The organism is Streptosporangium sp. NPDC023615 (genome assembly GCF_040640155.1).
Lineage (GTDB): Bacteria > Actinomycetota > Actinomycetes > Streptosporangiales > Streptosporangiaceae > Streptosporangium.
Map to the genome: position 1 here is coordinate 57,635 of NZ_JBFABE010000029.1, position 15,758 is coordinate 73,392.

Annotated in this window: 16 protein-coding genes; 10 read left to right on the plus strand and 6 right to left on the minus strand. The window is 74.4% G+C overall.

The features are described from left to right. From AB0G16_RS21070 to AB0G16_RS21080, 3 genes are all read left to right on the plus strand, one after another. Entirely contained in the window at positions 1-654 is a 654-nt protein-coding gene (locus AB0G16_RS21070; RefSeq protein ID WP_362807234.1) for a DUF6875 domain-containing protein, read from the plus strand. After that, positions 651-1,391: an alpha/beta fold hydrolase gene (locus AB0G16_RS21075; protein WP_362807237.1), complete on the plus strand. Its 741-nt coding sequence runs from the start codon at positions 651-653 to the stop codon at positions 1,389-1,391. The genes AB0G16_RS21070 and AB0G16_RS21075 overlap by 4 nt, the downstream gene beginning before the upstream one ends. Before the next feature lie 119 nt (positions 1,392-1,510). After that, positions 1,511-2,380 carry an SGNH/GDSL hydrolase family protein gene (locus AB0G16_RS21080; protein WP_362807240.1) on the plus strand — a complete coding sequence of 290 codons (870 nt, stop codon included), beginning with the start codon at positions 1,511-1,513 and terminating at the stop codon, positions 2,378-2,380. 23 nt (positions 2,381-2,403) lie between these two features. Here AB0G16_RS21080 and AB0G16_RS21085 read toward each other — a convergent pair whose 3' ends face one another. After that, complete coding sequence (locus AB0G16_RS21085) at positions 2,404-2,541, minus strand: hypothetical protein (RefSeq protein WP_362807243.1); 138 nt, start codon at positions 2,539-2,541, stop codon at positions 2,404-2,406. 210 nt (positions 2,542-2,751) lie between these two features. On the opposite strand from AB0G16_RS21085, the gene AB0G16_RS21090 reads away from it, so the two are divergent. Beyond that, on the plus strand, positions 2,752-3,765 hold the full coding sequence (locus AB0G16_RS21090) for an aldo/keto reductase (protein ID WP_362807245.1): 1,014 nt from the start codon (positions 2,752-2,754) through the stop codon (positions 3,763-3,765). A gap of 139 nt (positions 3,766-3,904) precedes the next feature. Here AB0G16_RS21090 and AB0G16_RS21095 read toward each other — a convergent pair whose 3' ends face one another. Both AB0G16_RS21095 and AB0G16_RS21100 read right to left on the minus strand, forming a co-directional pair. Continuing rightward, complete coding sequence (locus AB0G16_RS21095; RefSeq protein WP_362807248.1) at positions 3,905-4,771, minus strand: serine hydrolase; 867 nt, start codon at positions 4,769-4,771, stop codon at positions 3,905-3,907. Between the two features lie 17 nt (positions 4,772-4,788). Continuing rightward, the gene (locus AB0G16_RS21100; RefSeq protein ID WP_362807251.1) at positions 4,789-5,766 is read right to left on the minus strand and encodes a LysR family transcriptional regulator; all 978 of its coding nucleotides are present in this window, start codon (positions 5,764-5,766) and stop codon (positions 4,789-4,791) included. Between the two features lie 163 nt (positions 5,767-5,929). On the opposite strand from AB0G16_RS21100, the gene bla reads away from it, so the two are divergent. The 4 genes from bla to AB0G16_RS21120 all read left to right on the plus strand — a co-directional run bounded on the left by bla (position 5,930) and on the right by AB0G16_RS21120 (position 10,183). After that, positions 5,930-6,907: a class A beta-lactamase gene (gene bla, locus AB0G16_RS21105; RefSeq protein ID WP_362807253.1), complete on the plus strand. Its 978-nt coding sequence runs from the start codon at positions 5,930-5,932 to the stop codon at positions 6,905-6,907. Positions 6,908-7,100: 193 nt separating this feature from the next. Next, positions 7,101-8,168, plus strand: a complete 1,068-nt coding sequence (locus AB0G16_RS21110; RefSeq protein ID WP_362807256.1) for a DUF418 domain-containing protein — start codon at positions 7,101-7,103, stop codon at positions 8,166-8,168. 17 nt (positions 8,169-8,185) lie between these two features. Then, positions 8,186-9,394 (plus strand): histidine kinase, encoded by a 1,209-nt coding sequence (locus tag AB0G16_RS21115; RefSeq protein ID WP_362807259.1) that lies wholly within the window; start codon positions 8,186-8,188, stop codon positions 9,392-9,394. Positions 9,395-9,520: 126 nt separating this feature from the next. Then, positions 9,521-10,183: a response regulator transcription factor gene (locus tag AB0G16_RS21120; protein ID WP_362807262.1), complete on the plus strand. Its 663-nt coding sequence runs from the start codon at positions 9,521-9,523 to the stop codon at positions 10,181-10,183. Between the two features lie 24 nt (positions 10,184-10,207). On the opposite strand, the gene AB0G16_RS21125 is transcribed toward AB0G16_RS21120, so the two are convergent. The 3 genes from AB0G16_RS21125 to AB0G16_RS21135 form a co-directional block, all read right to left on the minus strand. Continuing rightward, positions 10,208-10,927, minus strand: coding sequence for a (2Fe-2S)-binding protein (locus AB0G16_RS21125; RefSeq protein WP_362807265.1), 720 nt, complete (start codon positions 10,925-10,927; stop codon positions 10,208-10,210). A gap of 43 nt (positions 10,928-10,970) precedes the next feature. Continuing rightward, positions 10,971-12,404, minus strand: a complete 1,434-nt coding sequence (locus tag AB0G16_RS21130; protein WP_362807268.1) for a hypothetical protein — start codon at positions 12,402-12,404, stop codon at positions 10,971-10,973. A gap of 195 nt (positions 12,405-12,599) precedes the next feature. Then, a complete protein-coding gene (locus AB0G16_RS21135) occupies positions 12,600-13,448 on the minus strand; it encodes a universal stress protein (protein ID WP_362807271.1) in 849 nt (282 codons plus the stop codon). A gap of 281 nt (positions 13,449-13,729) precedes the next feature. Between AB0G16_RS21135 and AB0G16_RS21140 the strand changes: the two genes are divergently transcribed. Then, positions 13,730-14,665 (plus strand): universal stress protein, encoded by a 936-nt coding sequence (locus AB0G16_RS21140; RefSeq protein ID WP_362807274.1) that lies wholly within the window; start codon positions 13,730-13,732, stop codon positions 14,663-14,665. Continuing rightward, positions 14,665-15,651, plus strand: a complete 987-nt coding sequence (locus tag AB0G16_RS21145) for a hypothetical protein (protein ID WP_362807276.1) — start codon at positions 14,665-14,667, stop codon at positions 15,649-15,651. The genes AB0G16_RS21140 and AB0G16_RS21145 overlap by 1 nt, the downstream gene beginning before the upstream one ends. The last annotated feature ends 107 nt before the right edge of the window (positions 15,652-15,758 follow it).

Below are 15,758 nucleotides of genomic sequence, written 5' to 3' on the forward strand. Positions count from 1 at the left end.
ATGATCGATCGGAGTGTTCAGTTGCTGGTGAGGGAGTCGCTTACGAGCGCCGCACGAAGTGAAAATATCTCGATATATCAGGAAGCGCTCTCCTGGGTGGAGGGCTTCGTCGCGCAACGGGACCCGCGGATCAACCGGGCGGGACCGGTCTGCCCGCGCGTCGGCTCCGCGCTGCGCGCCGACCAGATCTGGCTGATCAGCGCCCACGCCCCGGGCGGGCGGCTCGAGGAGGCCCGGTCGGCGGGGCGGGCGTTGATCGACCTGTTCCACGAGCTCTTCCCCGAGCCGCGGGCCTTCCGGGCCGGAGCGCTGCTCTGCCTCTTCCCCGACCTGCCCGCCGACCTGGCCGCGGGCTTCATCGACGAGGGACACCGGCTGCTGCGCATGGAGTTCGTCAGCCGCGGTCTCATGCTGGGCGAGTTCCACCCCGACAGCCGGGTCGCCAGCGTCCACAACCCCGACTTCCTGGTCATGCGCTCGCCCGTGCCGATGTTCGCCGTACGCGCGCTCTCCCCCCATGACCTGCTGTTCCTCGACAACCCCGCCACTCCCCCACACATCAGGATCGAATACCTCACCTGGTACCTGCACTACCTCGATCTGGGCGACACGCCCCGGCGCCGGGTCGAGCGGCGAATTCAGGAGCTGCGATGAAAGAGACCGTCGTGGTGCGGCGGCGCCACAACCCCGAGGCGGCCGTCCGCCTGGTCTGCCTGCCCTTCTGCGGCGGCGGCGCCGCCTCCCACCTGCAGTGGGACGGCGTCGTCCCCCCGGACGTGGAGCTGGCCGTCATCTGCTACCCCGGGCGGGAGGGCCGCTTCGCCGAGGACTACGCCACCCACTGGAGCGAACTGATCGACGACACCGTCGACGCCGTGCTCTCCGCCTCCGACATGCCGTACCTCCTGTTCGGCCACAGCATGGGCGGCTGGATCGCCTTCGACGTCGCCGCCCGCATCGAAAGCCTTGACGCCAGGCCGCCCGCAGGTGTCGTCGTCTCCTCCGTCAACGCCCCGAGCCGGGGTCTGACGGAACGTGACATGTACCCGAACCAGCGCGACACCGACGACGAGCTGATCGGCTGGATCTCCCGCCACGGCCAGGCCGCCGACCACGTCCTCTCCGACCCGGACCTGCGGGAGCTGGCCGTCGAGCTCATGCGGGCCGATCTCACGGTCCGCGACACGTTCTTCCACACACCCGGCACCCGGATCCGGGCCCCGCTTCAGCTGCTGACCGGCGAGCACGACGACGTCGTCGTGCCCGAGGTCGGGGAGCAGTGGGGCGAGCTGACCACCGGGGCCTACCGGCACGACCGCCTGCCGGGCGAGCACTTCTTCACCCCCGAGGTGTGGCGGAACCTTCCCCGCTACATCGGCCTGTGGCCGTGAGGAGCCCGTGCGCGTCCTCGGGGACGACGCGGCCGCGACCCCGGGCGCCCGCCTCCCGGGAACCGGGCGTCCCGCACCCAATACGATGGCCGGACCCCGGGACGGAAAGGCGGGCCCCCATGCCCCACGGTGAGCACCTGCGCTACGTCGCCCTCGGCGACAGCCAGACCGAGGGACTCGGCGACGGCGACGACACCGCCGGCCTGCGCGGGTGGGCCGACCGGCTCGCCGAGCACCTCGCCGATGACGACCCCGGCCTGCTGTACGCCAACCTGGCCGTACGCGGGCACCTCGCCGCCCAGGTCCGCGCCGGGCAGCTCCCCGCCGCGCTCGCGCTGCGGCCCGATCTGGCCACCGTCGTCGCCGGGGTCAACGACATGCTGCGGCCCCGCTTCGACGCCGACGAGGTCGCCGCCCACCTGGAGGCGATGTTCGCCGCCCTCACCGCGCAGGGCGCCCGCGTGGCGACCGTCACCTTCCCCGACATCACCCGGATCATCCCCGTCGCCCGCCCCCTCTCCCCGCGCGTCACCGCCCTCAACCACCGCATCCGCGCCGCGGCCCGCCGCCACGGCGTCGTCGTCGCCGAGGCCGCCCACCACCCGGTCGTCGTCGACCCGCGGCTGTGGACCGTCGACCGCCTGCACGCCGCCTCCCTGGGACACGAGCGGATCGCCGCGGCCATCGCGCACGCGCTCGATCTCCCCGGGAGCAGCGACTCCTGGACCCGCCCCCTCCCGACGCCGCCGGCCGCCCTCTCCCGGTGGCACGCCACCGTCCACGAACTCCGCTGGGCGGCCACCTTCCTCGGCCCCTGGGTCGGCAGGCGGCTGCGCGGTCGCTCCTCCGGGGACGGCCGCGCGGCCAAGCGCCCGCAGCTCCTGCCCTTCCTTCCCGCCCAGGCTCTCCACGGTGACGGCGGGGCCGGCGGGGCCGGCGGGGCCGGTGACCGTCTCGGCCCGGTTCCGGGCGACGGCCCCCGCCCCTGACCGTCGGACCGGACGCGGGAGGGTCAGCCGGCCGCCTGGAAGGCGCGGCCCGCCGCGGTGGCGGCGCCGTCGCCCCGGAACAGACCGCTGCCCGGTTCGGTGTCGGAGGAGGGCAGGCCGAACCAGGCGTAGCGCTGCACGTACGGCAGCGAGGCCAGCATCCTGCCACGCCGGCCCCGACCGGTCCGGGGCGGTCCTGGCCCTGTCGGGGCCGGCCCCGGCGCGGGCCTCCCCCGGCGTCGCCGTATCTGGCACGCTCTGGTGCGCGAGCGCTCACCGGTGGTGGCGGCGCGGGCGCGGCGGCCGACCGGCCGCCGGAACGCCTCGCCCCCGCCGCCGGTCCTGGCTCCGATAGCGGAAAGGGATCCTTCATGCGTTACCGACTGCTGGGCCGGACCGGGTTGCGCGTGTCCGAGTTGTTCTTCGGCGCGATGTCCTTCTACGAGCGGGGGGACGCCTCGCGGGAGTACCGGGCCATGCTCGACGCCTACGCGGACGCCGGGGGCAACGTCATCGACACGGCGTCGGCGTACGGGGAGAGCGAGGGCGTCCTCGGCGAGCTCCTGGAGGGACGCCGCGACCGTTTCGTCGTCTGCACCAAGTACACGCTCTCCCGTGACCGGGACGACCCGAACGCCGCCGGCAACCACCGCAAGAACCTCGTCCTGTCGCTGGAGCAGAGCCTGCGCAGGCTGCGCACCGACTACGTCGACCTGTACTGGGTGCACCTGTGGGACCGGCACACGCCGGTGGAGGAGACGATGCGGGCGCTGGACGACGCGGTACGCGCCGGGAAGATCCTGTACGTGGGCATCTCCGACGCGCCGGCCTGGGTGGTCAGCCGCGCCAACACCCTGGCGGAGTGGCGGGACTGGACGCCCTTCGCCGGCCTGCAGATTCCCTACAACCTGCTCAGGCGTGACGCCGAGCGGGAGTTGCTGCCGATGGCGGAGGCGTTCGGGATGAGCGTGGCCGTCTGGGGGCCGCTCGCCGGCGGCGTGCTGTCGGGGAAGTTCACCGCGCCCGGAGGCGTCGAGGGCCCCACCCGGGTCGATCCCACGACCCTCACCGCCCGTGACCACGCCGCCGCGCGCGCCGTACGGGAGGTCGCCGGCGAGCTGGGGGTCGGCGCGGCCCAGGTCGCGATCGCCTGGACCCGCGCCCGGTACGGCAACGTCCACCCGATCGTCGGCGCGCGCGACGCCGGCCAGCTCGTCGAGAACCTGGGCGCGGCCGACGTCGTCCTGCCCGGGGAGGCGATCCGGCGTCTGGAGGCGGCGACGGAGTTCGAGGTGGGGTTCCCGGGCGACTTCATCGCCGAGTGCGAGGCGAGCCCGTGGGTGTTCGGCGGGGCCGAGGTCACCGGGCGGTCCCGGCCGTCCTGACCGTCCTGACCGTCGGCCGGGATCGTGGATCCGCGGGGCGGGATCACCGCCCCGGGGACCGGCCGTCACCGGGAGCGCGACACCCCGCGGGCCGTGCGCTCGACCCCGAGGGCGGCACCACCGCCTGCGGCGGGGGCGCTCACCCGTGCCGCAACCGGTCGCGGAGAGCACGCGCGACCTGCGCCATGAGCGCCTCGGCCCCCGGCTGGACGATGGCCGGCACACGTGACTCGGTGAGGACGGCGACGGCGAAGACCTGGCCGTCTGCGTGCTCGACGACGCCGGCCTCGTGGCGCAGGTTCAGCAACGTCCCGGTCTTGGAGGACCACCGCGCGGCGTCGGAGCCGAAGTCGGGTGCCAGCCGATGTCGTATGACGTTGTCGCCCATGAGCGCCCGTACCCGCCCGGCCGTGCCGGGGTCGAGCGGGGACGGTGTCCACAGCGCCCGGAGGAGGTCGGTGAACGCGCGCGCGGAGCCGGAGTTCGCGCGCGTGACGTCCAGTTGCGGGATCGGGTGCCCCCGCCCGGCCGTCGCCGCCTCGATCGCGAGCAGGTGGGCGAGGTGCGCCTCGGTGGGGTCGAGGCGTTCGGCCGGCGTCTCGTTGAGCGCCCGGATGGTGTGGCGGACCGTGATGCCGCGTATCCCGAGCCTGTGCAGTTCCGCCGCGACCTCAGCGGGCGGGGTGAGGGCGAACAGCGCGTCGGCCGCCGTGTCGTCGCTCACGGCGGTACTGAGGTAGAGCAGGTCCTCGACGGCGATCCGGGCCGGATGCCGGAACCTGCTCAACCCGGTCGGTCCCGGGGTGGTGATCCGGCCCGGTTGCACGAGGATCCGCTCGGAGCCGTCGAGCTCGCCCCGGCGGATCCTCTCCAGCGTCGCGATCGCGAGCGGAACCTTGACCAGGGAGGCGATCGGGAACTCCAGGTCCGGTTCGATACCGATCTCCTCGCCGGAGCGCAGGTCCCGGACCAGGAACGATCCGCGCAACCCTCCGTCGTCGAGCATCCCCCGCAGCTCGCGGATCAGTTTCTCGGCGATGACGACGCACCCCCGCCTACGCTCCCGGCGTTCCTCGCATCCCGGGCACCCCCGGTCCCCCTCGCGGCGTCCCCGCCGTCCGCGCCGTCGTCGTCCGCGCCGAGGCAGCGGGCGATCGCGTGCCAGAGGCCGTCCCGGACGCGCTCGGCGTCGTCGCCGGCGGCGGCGGACACCTCGAAGCCACGAACGGGACGGATCTCGCCCACCGGGCGCCAGTGCAGCCCCAGTTCCCCGGCCTGCGCGGCCGAGCACAGCAGCAGGTCCGTCGAGCCGAGGACCTCGGCCACGGCGGTGGTGAGCGTGGACGAGACGCCGACCTGCCCGGGCTGGAGGCCGACGGCGTCGCGGATCCGGAACATGGGGTCGCGGATGTGGGGGACGTCGTCCTCGGGCTGGATCCAGATCCGGCCTCTCCGCGACGACCGGTCGGCACGCCCGGCCCGGAGGGTCTCGACGTAGACCGTCCCCGGAAGGAGGTCGGTGGCACCGGCCAGCCCGAGCCGTACCGACCACACGGCGTCACCGGCCGGTACGGCCGTGAGGGCGGCGCGGACCATGCGGGAGCGGACGAGTTCCATCCGGTCGGCCGGGGCGGCGGGGTGGACGTCGAGGCGGATGCCCCTCCGGCGCGCCTCCGCACCGAGCCGCGCCAGGTCGCGCACGGCGCAGATGTCGGGAACGGCGAGGCGGAGGGGGTTGAGCCTGGCGCGTTCGGCCTCGTACTCCATGTCGTCCGCCAGGCGGACGAGACGCTTCGCCGACGGCAGCATGTCGCGGCCGAACGGGGTGAGCCTCGCCCCGCGCGACGACCGGTCGAACAACCGCTCGCCCAGGTGTCTCTCCAGGCCCGCGATCCGGCGGCTCGCGACCGACTGCGGCACGCGCGTGGCCGCCGCCCCCTCGGTGAAGCTCCCCCGCTCGCTGACGTTGACGAACGCTCGCCAGGCTCCGAGGACATCCATCGGCGAAGCTTATGCCATTTCAGCATGGAACACGTCGTTTCCGTCTTTGACGGCATCGCAGGACGGCGCGAGACTTCCCGTCGGTGCCGCGTCCCCGGCCGTCCCCGGCCGTCCCCGGCCGACCGCTCCGACCGACCCTCCCGACCGACGACAGGAAACCGACATGCGACACCCCCGCCCCGGCCGCCGTACGGCAGCGCTGCACGCGACCGTCTTGACGTTCTCCCTCCTGACGGGCGGCGTCGCCTGTGCCGGCACGGCCTCGGCCGTACCGGCACCGGTGACGTCGCCGCCGACGACGACCACGAAGGCGCCGCCGGCGCCGGCGCCGGGTGAGGCGCGGGCCAGGAGGGAGCTGCGCGCGCTGGAGGCCTCGTTCAAGGGCCGCATCGGCGCGTACGCCGTCGACACCGCGACCGGCAGGACCGTCTCCTACCGGGCCGGGGAGCGTTTCCCCCTGCTGTCCACCTTCAAGGCGGTCGCCGCCGCGGCCGTGCTGCACAAGGCCCGTACCTCCGATCCCGGCCTGATGGACAGGGTCGTGCGCTGGACGGCCGCCGACCTGAAGGAGCACTCCCCGATCACCGCCGAGCACGTGGGGGACGGGCTGACCGTGGCCGAGCTGTGCCGGGCCGCCATCACCCACAGCGACAACACCGCGGGCAACCTGCTGCTGAGGCAGATCGGCGGTCCCGCCGGACTGACCCGGTACTTCCGCACGTTGAAGGACCCGATCTCCCGGCTGGACCGCTGGGAGACCGAGCTCAACGACTGGAGCCCCAAGGAGAGGCGCGACACCACGACGCCCGCGTCCATGGGCCGCGACCTGCGCGCCCTCACGATCGGGAACGCCCTGAACGCCAAGGACCGGGAGCGGCTGAACGCCTGGCTGATCGCCAGCACGACCGGTGGCCCCCGCATCCGCGCGGGCCTGCCGAAGACCTGGACGGTCGGCGACAAGACCGGCACGAGCTCGGCGTACGGGTCCGGGAACGACATCGCGGTCGTCTGGCCCGGCGGGTCGGCCGCTCCCGTCGTCATGGCGATCTACACCAACCACGGGGCCGCCGACGCGACCGCCGACAACACGGTCGTCGCGAGGACCGCGACCGTCCTGGCCCGCGGCCTGGGCAGGTTGTGAGCCGCGGTGGGGCCCGGCGGGGCGCGACGGGAAGAGGCTTCTCGTCCGCCGTGGGAGCGGGATGCGAGGCCGCCCCGGAGGGCGCCCGGGACGAGCGGTCGGGGGCCGTGACGGTCACCCGCGCCGCTCGTGGCGCACCACGCGATGTGGGCCCTGAGACCGAGGCTTCCTCCCTCTCGGGAACGAGAGAGAAATGGCCGCCGTCCCGAAGCGCCGTCCCCCCGATCACGACGATCATGACTACATGTCCGGCCCCTCGACACTCCCCCAGGCCTCCGTCTCGCCGACGAGGCGGATCTCCGCGCTCGACGCGCTACGGGGCTTCGCGCTGTGCGGCATCATCTTCGTCAACATCCCCCAGACCATGGGGATGTTCGCCTACGCGGGCCAGTTGCCCGACGTGCTGCGCCTGTTCTTCCTCGGGCGTTTCTACCCCATCTTCTACCTGCTGTTCGGTGTGGGGTTCGGCATCTTCCTGCGCTCCGCCGCCAAGCGCTCGGACAGACCCAGGCTGCTCCTGCTGAGACGGTTCCTGGCCCTGGCGGTGCTGGGCGCCGTCCTGCACCTGTTGCAGCCCGGTGAGGTGCTGCTGCCGTTCGCGGTCACCGGCCTGATCGTCCTGCTGCCCCTCAGCCATCTCCCCCGCCGTGCGCTGCTCGCCGTGTCCCTGGTCCTGATCGCGGCGGGGGTTCTCGCCGGGGTGGGCGGCCTGGGCCTGCTGCCGGGCCTGTTCGCGCTCGGCTTCGCGCTGGCCGAGATGCGGGTGCCCGAGGTCCTCGGCGACCGTCCCGGCCGCCTGGCCGTCCTGGGCGTGGCGGCGTTGGCCGTCTGCGGGCTGACGTTCTGGCTCGTCGGCGTGGGGCTGCCCGACTCGGCGCAGATCCGGCTCGGGATGACCCTGTCCCTGGCGACCGCGTGCCTCTACATCGCCGGTTTCCTCCTGCTGCTCCGCACGCCGGTGGGCCCGGCGCTGTCCTGGGTGCTCGCTCCGATGGGCAGGATGGCGCTGACCAACTACTTCGGCGCCGCGCTGCTGTTCGTCCCGATCGGCACGGCCATCGGCCTGACCGGCTCCAAGCGCTGGGCGGCCGCGGCACTTCTCGGCGTCGGCATCCTGCTCCTCCAGGCCGTGGTGAGTAACCTGTGGTTGCGGAGGTTCGGCTACGGCCCGCTGGAGTGGGCATGGCGGTGCGTGACGTACTGGCGGCTGCTGCCGATCGGCGGTGCCGCCAACGCCGGAGAGGCTCGCGGAACGGCATGAGCGCGTGGAGCAGGGGAATGGCGCGGCTCGGTGTCCGCACGCCCGAGGGGCGTGACACGCTGGCCGCCGGCGTTCTCATCGTCCTCAGCTCGGCCCGGCTGCTCCCCGTCGTGCACGGAGACCGGCTGGACGGGTTGCCCGTCTGGTCGGTGGGCGTCGGCTTTCTCCTGGCCGCCGCCGACCTGGCCACCGTCGCCTTCCGCCGCCGGCACACCGTCCTCGCGCTCGTCGCGGCCACCGCGATCCCGCTGGTGAGCATGCTGCTGCCCACCCGTCCCGCCCTGATCGGCCTCGGCGTCGTGATCTGCTCCTACACCGTCGCCAGCCGCCTCCCCCTGTCCAGGGGACCCCTTGTGATCACCGCGTGCGCGGCCGCCCACAGCCTCGTCGGCCTGCTCGGCACGGCCGCCGGCGGCGACCACAGCGGCCTGCTCACCTTCTGGGGCGTGCTCCCGGGTGACGTGCCCGGCATGGTGGCCGCCGTCGTCGCCGCGTACCTGCTCCCCGCGACCGCCGGTTTCTACGTCCACGCCTCCCGGGCCGGCGCGGCCAAGGAGGCCGCGCGTATCGCCGGTGAGCGCGAGGAACGGGCCAGGATCGCCGTCGCCGAGGAGCGGGCCAGGATCGCCAGGGAACTGCACGACATCGCCGCGCACGACCTGTCCGCGATCGTCATCCAGGCGGGCGCCGCCGACCGCCTCCTCGATCGCGATCCGGCCGCGGTCAGGGCGACGCTGCGCGCGATCAGGTCCCAGGGCCGCGACACCCTCGCCGCGCTGCGCGCCCTGGTGGGCCTCATGCGGGAGACCGACCCCGAATCGGTCGACGGCCGGGCGCCCGCCCTGGCCCGGGTGGATGAGACCATCCGCCGCTCCCGCGCCACCGGCATGAACGTCAAGGTCCACACCTCGGGCCGGCCACGCCCGTTGCCCGTCACCACCGACCTCGCCGTCTCCCGTCTCGTGCGCGAGGCGCTGACCAACGCCCGCCGCCACGCTCCCGGCGCCGCGGTCAGCGTGAGGACGGCGTTCGACGACACCGGCTTCGCGGTGACGGTACGCAACACCAGGCCCACCCGCACGCCCCCTCCCCCGGCCGCGGACGGCGGTTACGGCCTGCTCGGCATGCGTGAGAGGGTGAACCACGCGGGCGGTGAGCTCAGCGTCGGCCCGCAGCCCGACGGCGGCTGGCTCGTCAGCGCCTCTTTCCCCGCGAGCCGCCCATGACCTTCCTCCCCTGCGAGCCGCCCGTGACCGTCTTCCCAGGCGGTCGCCCATGACCGTCTTCCCGAGGGCCGCCCGTGACCGTCTCCCCGGCCGGTCGCCCGCGACCGTCCTCTCGGGCGGTCGCCCGTGACCGTCACCATCCTGATCGCCGACGACCAGGCCGTGGTGCGGGCCGGTTTCCGCACCATCCTGGAGTCCGAGCCCGACCTCCGGATCGTCGGCGAGGCGTGTGACGGGCAGGAGGCGGTCCGTCTCGCCCGACGCCTCCGGCCCGACCTGGTCCTCATGGACGTGCGCATGCCCGTCCTCGACGGCATAGCCGCGACCGAACAGCTCGCGGGCCCGGGCGTGGAGGACCCGATCTCCGTCCTCGTCGTGACCACGTTCGACCTCGACGAGTACGTCTTCACCGCCCTGCGCGGCGGTGCGCACGGCTTCCTTCTCAAGGACGTCGAACCCGACCAGCTCGTGGAGGCGGTCCGGGTGGTCGCCTCGGGCCAGGGCCTGGTGGCACCGGGCGTCACCCGGCGCCTCATCGCCGAGTTCGCCCGCACCTCGAAGCGGCCGCGCCCACGGGAGCCGCTGCCCGCTCTGACGGGCCGCGAGCGCGACACGCTCGTGCTCATCGCCCGGGGCCTGTCCAACGTGGAGATCGCCCAAGCCCTGACGGTGAGCGTGTCCACCGTCAAGACCCACGTGGCCAACCTCCTGGCCAAGCTCGGCTGCCGGGACCGCGTCCAGGCGATCATCTACGCGTACGAGCACGGGGTCGTCGAACCCGGCTCATGACCCGCCGTCACCGGCCGGCGGGCTTTACGGACGCCCGGTCAGGCAGCAGTCTCCGCAGGTCCCGCCGTCAGGGAGGCGGTAGTACAGGCAGCAGCTCCGCCGCCGGAACTCCAGGCCGGGCCCGGTGAACGCGCCGGCGCCCCGGAGGTCGCCGATGCCGAGCAGCCCGGTGGCCAGGGAGATCACCGGCCGGCGTGCCCCGGGACGGGCCCGCGCGACGGCATGGGCCGCCCCGGCCAGGGCGGACGCCGCGTTCCCCAGCAGGAGACCGGGCGCCACCTTGACCCGAAGCCCCGCGGCCAGGACCGCCAGATGCTCCTCCATCACCAGCCGGTAGACCACCCGCGCGAGGGCCTCGCCGCGGGGCGCCCACCAGCCCCGGGCCTCCGGCAGCCACAGGGCGGAGGCGTCCGCCCGCTGCCGCAGGCCGCCGAGGTCGGGGACGACGCCGTGCAGCACGACACAGCCCAGCATCGGCGACCACAGCCTCGCCGCGTGGCCGAGCTGGACCACCGAGGCGGCCACGCGCCGTTCCGACAGACCATGGCGGTTCGTGAAGGCCTCGACCAGATGCTCGAGGCCGTCGGCGTAGGCGTCCCGGACGGGCCGCCACATCGCGCCGGGCTCACCGGTCACGACGGAGAAGAACGGTCCCAGCTCGGCGACCTCGGCCAGAGCCGCGGCGACCGACTCCGGCGGGGCGGGAGGCAACGGGGGCGTACCGGCCCACGCGACAGGGGTCATGTCGCTCCGCGTGGCCGGCACGGCCCGACGGCCACCACCCCGGTCACGCGTGTGGTCGTTCGACCAGCGCCCTGTGCAGGAGGGTCTCCTCGGAGGTGACCCAGCGATATCCCGGGCGGACGACGCGCACGGGCGTTCCCGGCTCGAGTGTGCCGGTCAGAGGTTCGTGTACCTCCGGGTCGAAGTCCTCCACCTCGCCCGCCCTGCCGACGGGACGCAGCGCCTGTGCCGCCACGAGGTCCCGCACCCGTCCCACCACGGTGTCCGGGGCCGCCCCGGCGGCCACCATTTCCTCGATCTCGGTCGCGAGATCCGCGAGCGCGCGGGCACCGTCCAGCCGGGTCCGGCGCTCCTGGGCGGTACGCAGGCCGATCGCCCTGTCGTTGGCGTCGCGCAGATCCCGCTCCAGGCGCTCGTACCGCTCGGCGAGTGCCCACGCCCGCTCCTCCGCCGCCCCGGACGGGCCGACCGGGCCGACCGAGGCGGACGGGCTGGGCGGGCCGACCGGGCCGGACGGGCTGGGCGGGCCGACCGGGCCGGACAGATCTGCCGGGCCGGACGCCTCGTCGCCCTTCGGAGCGTCCTTCCGCTCGGCCTTCCGCTCGGCCTTCCGCTCGGCCTTCCGCTCGGCTTTCTGAGCGGCTTTCTGATCGGCGGGGCCGGTCCGGTCCGGCGCGGCCGTCCGCGACCCGTCCGCCTTCTCCGGCGCCTCGTCCGCCACAACCGCGGGAGCCCTCGAGACCGCAGGATCCGTGGAGGGGACTCCCGACGACGTCGGTTCGGGAACCGCAGAGGCCTCGCGAGGAGCGTCGAGGACCGCTTCGGGAACGGCGGGATCCGTCCGGGAGACCTCGGAGCCCCCTTCGGGAGCCACGGAAGCCGTCCGGGAGGGCTCGGGGGTCGCTCCGCGAGTCGGGGAGCCGGACTTCTCGGCTCCGGTCGCCGAAGGCTCCGGGAGAGCCTCCGTCGCCGAGGACTCCGGGAGGACCTGCGCCGCCGAAGGCTCCGGGGGGACAGGGGACGCCGAGGGGCCGATCGCGCCCCCGGCCCGGCCCGGCCGCTTCCACCTGTAGGTGTTGGCCTTGATCTGCACGTCGTCGTGCCTGGCCAGCTTCGCCTGCAGGCTCCGCCACGTCCGGTCCACGATCACCGGGTCCAGGCCCAGCTCGACGAGGAGCTCCTTGATCGCCGGCGCCTTGAGCCCCTTCGGGCTCTCGCGGAGAAGGTCCAGGACCACGGTGACGGGGTCGGCCGTGAAGCGTTCGATGAGGGAGGGCAGGTCCATGAGGAACTGGTGCCGCCGGGTGCCGACGACGGCCAGCAGGTTCTCACCGCCGAGCCGTACGTTCTCCTCCACCACGCCGTCGTCGTTCCACCGGACTCTGGCGAGGGTTCCGGTGCGAGAGAGCACCTCTCCCACGCGGAGCCGCTCATCCGGACCCTGCGGCCTGCGTACCGTGACCTCGACTCGATCCACGACAGCAACTGTAGGGGCATCCGCCCGGTGGAACCGTCACCGGAGCGGGCGCCGGGGCCGCGCGGGGCGCGCGGGTGCCACCGGCGTCCGCGTCGGCCACCGGCCTCCCCCGAGCGCGGGAACGCCCGAGCGCCGGTCCTCACGGGCGCGGGAACGCACGACCGCCGGCCCTTACGGGCGCACGGGCGGCGGCCCCTACGAGCGCACGACCGCCACGGTGCAGCGGGCGTGGTGCAGGACGCCCCGGCTGACCGAGCCCAGCAGCAGCGACCCCAGGCCGCCACGGCCGTGGGAGCCGACGACGACCAGGTCACTGCCTCCCGAGGCCTCGACGAGCGCGTCGACCGGGTGCGCGCAGCGGACGTCCTCGACGAGGTCGACCCCGGGGTACTTCTGCCGCCAGGTGTCGAGACGGTCGGCCACGACCGCGTGCTGGGCGGCGCGGATGTCGTCCATGGCGTAGGCGACCTCCGGGGCGAAGGCGTGCACGGGAAGCTGCCAGGCGTGGACCGCGCGCAGCGTGGCGCCCCGCAGCTTCGCCTGGTGGAAGGCATAGGCGAGGGCGGGTTCGCAGGCGTCGGAGTCGTCGACACCGACCGTGATCTCGTCGTGTGCCGGCCCGGTGGCCGGGTGGACCACCACGACCGGGCAGTGCGCGTGCCCGGCGACGTGCATGCTGACCGAGCCGAGGAGCGCCGCGGCGAACCCGCCGAGCCCCCGGGTGCCGATGACGACCTCCTCGGCGCCCTGGCCCTGGTCGCGCAGGACGAGCGGGGGCGGCCCCTCGATCATGGCGGTGCTCACCTCGACGAAGGGGCGCCGGGCGCGCACCGTGGCCTCGGCCTCGGCCAGCACCCGTTGGGCGTCCCTGGTGATCACGTCCTCCTCCAGGACGATGAACTTGGGGATGTCGTTCGGACGGCGGAGCACCGCGTTGACGACGCGCAGCGGCAGATCCGCGCGGGCGGCGTCGTCGGCGGCCCACTCGACGGCCGCGGTCGCGCCGGCGGAGCCGTCGGTTCCGACGATGATCGGACCGGACATGGCCGTTCCCCTTCCTCTCCCGGAGGATCCCTCGGATCCCTCCCCACCATCAGACCTCGGCCGGGGCCCCGGCCCCAGGGTCGCAGGTCCCGACCTCACCGCCTCAGGACAGGGCCTTTCGTCCCTCCGCGCAAGGAGACCCGCCGCACGCGACGGACCGGATCGGCGGCCCCGTGGGACCGAAGTCCCGGCCGGGAGGGTCGTTCGGCCGCTGCGGAGATCACCGGGCCGTGATGACATGGAGACGTGAACCGAGGATCGGACACTTCGAGGAGGCCCACATGACGGCGTACGTGATGGTGGGAACGGACGGCTCGGCCCCGGCGGGCAGGGCGGTCGCCTGGGCCGCCGAGGACGCGGCGCGGCGCGGACTTCCGCTGAGGATCGTCCACGCGTGCGAGCCGTGGACGTACGACATCCCGATGCACACCCCGCCCGGTTTCCACGACCTGGTGGCCGAGCGCGGCAGGGACACCCTCCGCGCGGCGGCGGACCTGGCCGGCGGCCGGGCCCCCGGCCTGGAGGTCGTGACCGTCCTGCGGGACGGCCCGGCCGCCGAGGTCCTGCGGCGCGAGGCCGCGGACGCCGCGCAGATCGTGGTGGGCAGCCGCGGGCTGGGCGGGTTCACCGGGCTGCTGCTCGGCTCGGTCTCCCGTGCGCTGGCCGGTCACCTGGGCGTCCCCGTCGTGGTCGTCGGCCCCCGGGACCACGACGGGGACCCCGGGACCTCCGGGCACCCCGAGGGTTCCGGGGATCCCGGGGAGTCCCGGGACACCGAACGGGTGTACGGCAGGATCGTCGTCGGCTTCGACGGCTCGGCCCACTCCGAGGCCGCCCTGGCGTACGCCTTCGAGGAGGCCGCCCGGCGCGGCGTCGCGCTGAGGGCGGTCCACGCCTGGCAGATGCCCGTGCTGGGTCCGGGCGCCGCCGTCCACACGCCGCTGGTCGAGGACATCTCCGCCACGGAGGAGCGCGTCGCCTCCGGGACGCTCGTGCCCTGGCTCGACAAGTACCCCCGGGTCGAGGTCGAGCGGGTCGTGGTCTGCGGGCACCCGGCCGGCGCGCTCTGCGACGCCTCCGCCACCGCCGACCTGGTCGTCGTCGGATCGCGCGGCCTGGGCGGGATCGGGGCGGCCGTGCTCGGCTCGGTCGGTCACGGTGTCCTGCACCACGCCCACTGCCCGGTCGCCGTGGTGCGCGCGGGCGGGGAGGCGTGATGGAGACCTCCCCGGAGATCACCTCGGTGCTGCGTGCGGCGGTCGAGGCCGGCGGATGGGCGCCGTCGGTGCACAACACCCAGCCCTGGTCGTTCGTCATCGACGGCCCCGAGCTCGCGCTGCGCGCCGACGACGAGCGCAGATTGCGCCTGGGCGACGCCACCGGCCGGCAGATGCTGATCGGCTGCGGCGCGGCCCTGCTCAACGTCCGTCTCGCGCTGCGCGCCCGGGGCCACGAGCCCGTGGTGCGCGTCCTGCCCGACCCCGACCGGCCCGTGCTGGTGGCCACCGTGCGCGCCGGTCGGGCCGTGGCCGCCGACGACGACACCCGGTCGCTGTACGCCGAGATCGAACGCCGGCGCACCCACAGGGCCGGTTTCACCGATCTTCCCGTCCCCGACCGGCTCCTGCGGGCCCTCGTCGCCCGTGCCGGGAGCGAGGGCGCGCACCTGCGCCCGGTGACCTCCGAGACCGAGACCCGGATCCTGGCCCAGATCACCGGCGCCGCCCAGGACGCCCTGTCGCGCGACCGGCCCGCCGGACTGGAGGTGGCCCGCTGGGCCCGCCCCCCGGGCGGTTCCCGCACCGACGGCGTACCGGCCACGGGCTACCCCCGCGAGCCCCGGACCACCCGGCCGCACTTCGCCCAGCGCGACTACGCCCACGGTCACCCCTGGGGCGGTGACGACGACCAGTTCTTCTCCACCTCGACGGGCGTGGTCGCGATCCTGACCACCGGCGACGACCTGCGTCCCGACTGGGTCGCCGCCGGGCAGGCCCTGCAGCGCCTCCTGCTGCACGCCTGCGCCCACGGCGTCAGCGCGGCCTTCCACACCCAGGCCCTGGAGAACCCCCACCTGCGCGCGTTCCTGAGCGAGGAGCTCTGCGCCGGGGAGCACCCGCAAATGATCATGAGGCTGGGGGTCACGTTCGACCGGCCCGCGGCCGTCCGGCGTCCCGTCGGCGACATCCTCGACGAGCGCTGACCGCCGTGGCGGGCCCCGGCGGCCCCGGCGGACCCGTCAGGCCACGCCGGGCCACGCCGGGCCACGCCGGGCCACGCCGGGCCACGCCGGGCCACGCCGGGCCACGT

Bases quoted from the DNA above. Each gene is read 5' to 3' on its own strand.
- AB0G16_RS21100 (WP_362807251.1), bottom strand. From the start codon at position 5,766: ATGGATGTCCTCGGAGCCTGGCGAGCGTTCGTCAACGTCAGCGAGCGG.
- AB0G16_RS21110 (WP_362807256.1), top strand. From the start codon at position 7,101: ATGGCCGCCGTCCCGAAGCGCCGTCCCCCCGATCACGACGATCATGAC.
- AB0G16_RS21115 (WP_362807259.1), top strand. From the start codon at position 8,186: ATGGCGCGGCTCGGTGTCCGCACGCCCGAGGGGCGTGACACGCTGGCC.
- AB0G16_RS21145 (WP_362807276.1), top strand. From the start codon at position 14,665: ATGGAGACCTCCCCGGAGATCACCTCGGTGCTGCGTGCGGCGGTCGAG.
- AB0G16_RS21140 (WP_362807274.1), top strand. From the start codon at position 13,730: ATGACGGCGTACGTGATGGTGGGAACGGACGGCTCGGCCCCGGCGGGC.
- AB0G16_RS21075 (WP_362807237.1), top strand. From the start codon at position 651: ATGAAAGAGACCGTCGTGGTGCGGCGGCGCCACAACCCCGAGGCGGCC.
- AB0G16_RS21085 (WP_362807243.1), bottom strand. From the start codon at position 2,541: ATGCTGGCCTCGCTGCCGTACGTGCAGCGCTACGCCTGGTTCGGCCTG.
- AB0G16_RS21070 (WP_362807234.1), top strand. From the start codon at position 1: ATGATCGATCGGAGTGTTCAGTTGCTGGTGAGGGAGTCGCTTACGAGC.
- AB0G16_RS21135 (WP_362807271.1), bottom strand. From the start codon at position 13,448: ATGTCCGGTCCGATCATCGTCGGAACCGACGGCTCCGCCGGCGCGACC.
- AB0G16_RS21095 (WP_362807248.1), bottom strand. From the start codon at position 4,771: ATGCTCGACGACGGAGGGTTGCGCGGATCGTTCCTGGTCCGGGACCTG.
- AB0G16_RS21080 (WP_362807240.1), top strand. From the start codon at position 1,511: ATGCCCCACGGTGAGCACCTGCGCTACGTCGCCCTCGGCGACAGCCAG.
- AB0G16_RS21090 (WP_362807245.1), top strand. From the start codon at position 2,752: ATGCGTTACCGACTGCTGGGCCGGACCGGGTTGCGCGTGTCCGAGTTG.
- AB0G16_RS21125 (WP_362807265.1), bottom strand. From the start codon at position 10,927: ATGACCCCTGTCGCGTGGGCCGGTACGCCCCCGTTGCCTCCCGCCCCG.
- bla (WP_362807253.1), top strand. From the start codon at position 5,930: ATGCGACACCCCCGCCCCGGCCGCCGTACGGCAGCGCTGCACGCGACC.